Source organism: Plebeiibacterium sediminum (genome assembly GCF_026013605.1).
Classification (GTDB): Bacteria; Bacteroidota; Bacteroidia; order Bacteroidales; family Marinilabiliaceae; genus Saccharicrinis; species Saccharicrinis sediminus.
This window is the reverse complement of the sequence record NZ_JAPDPJ010000341.1, coordinates 1-410: the sequence shown is the minus strand read 5'-3', so window position 1 is coordinate 410 and position 410 is coordinate 1. Positions and strand designations below refer to the sequence as shown.

1 protein-coding gene is annotated in these 410 nt (G+C 37.6%); it reads left to right on the top strand.

Translation table 11 applies throughout. The features are described 5' to 3' along the window. A partial coding sequence (locus OM075_RS25720; protein WP_435873494.1) for a transketolase-like TK C-terminal-containing protein occupies nucleotides 1-410 on the top strand: 410 nt, incomplete at both ends.

The window sequence follows — 410 nt, the reverse complement described above, 5'->3', positions numbered from 1 at the left end:
CCTGCTGATGCTGAAGAAACAACTGTAGCATGGCAAATGGCATTGGAAAATACAACAACTCCATCAGCATTAATTCTTTCTCGTCAGAATATTAAGAATCTTCCGGGAAGTAATTATGAGCAAGCTTTAAAAGCTAAAAAAGGAGCTTATATTGTTGAAAAAGATGCAGAAACTCCGGATGTAGTATTACTAGCCAGTGGATCAGAAGTAGCAACATTAGTTGCAGGAGCTGAAAAGCTTAGAGCAGAAAAAGGATTAAAACTTCAAATTGTATCTGTCATCTCAGAAGGTGTATTCCGTAATCAGGATAAAGCATATCAAAACGAAGTTTTACCAGTTGATGTTCCAAGATTTGGTATGACAGCAGGTTTACCTGTAACATTAGAAGGTCTTGTGGGAGCTAATGGAAC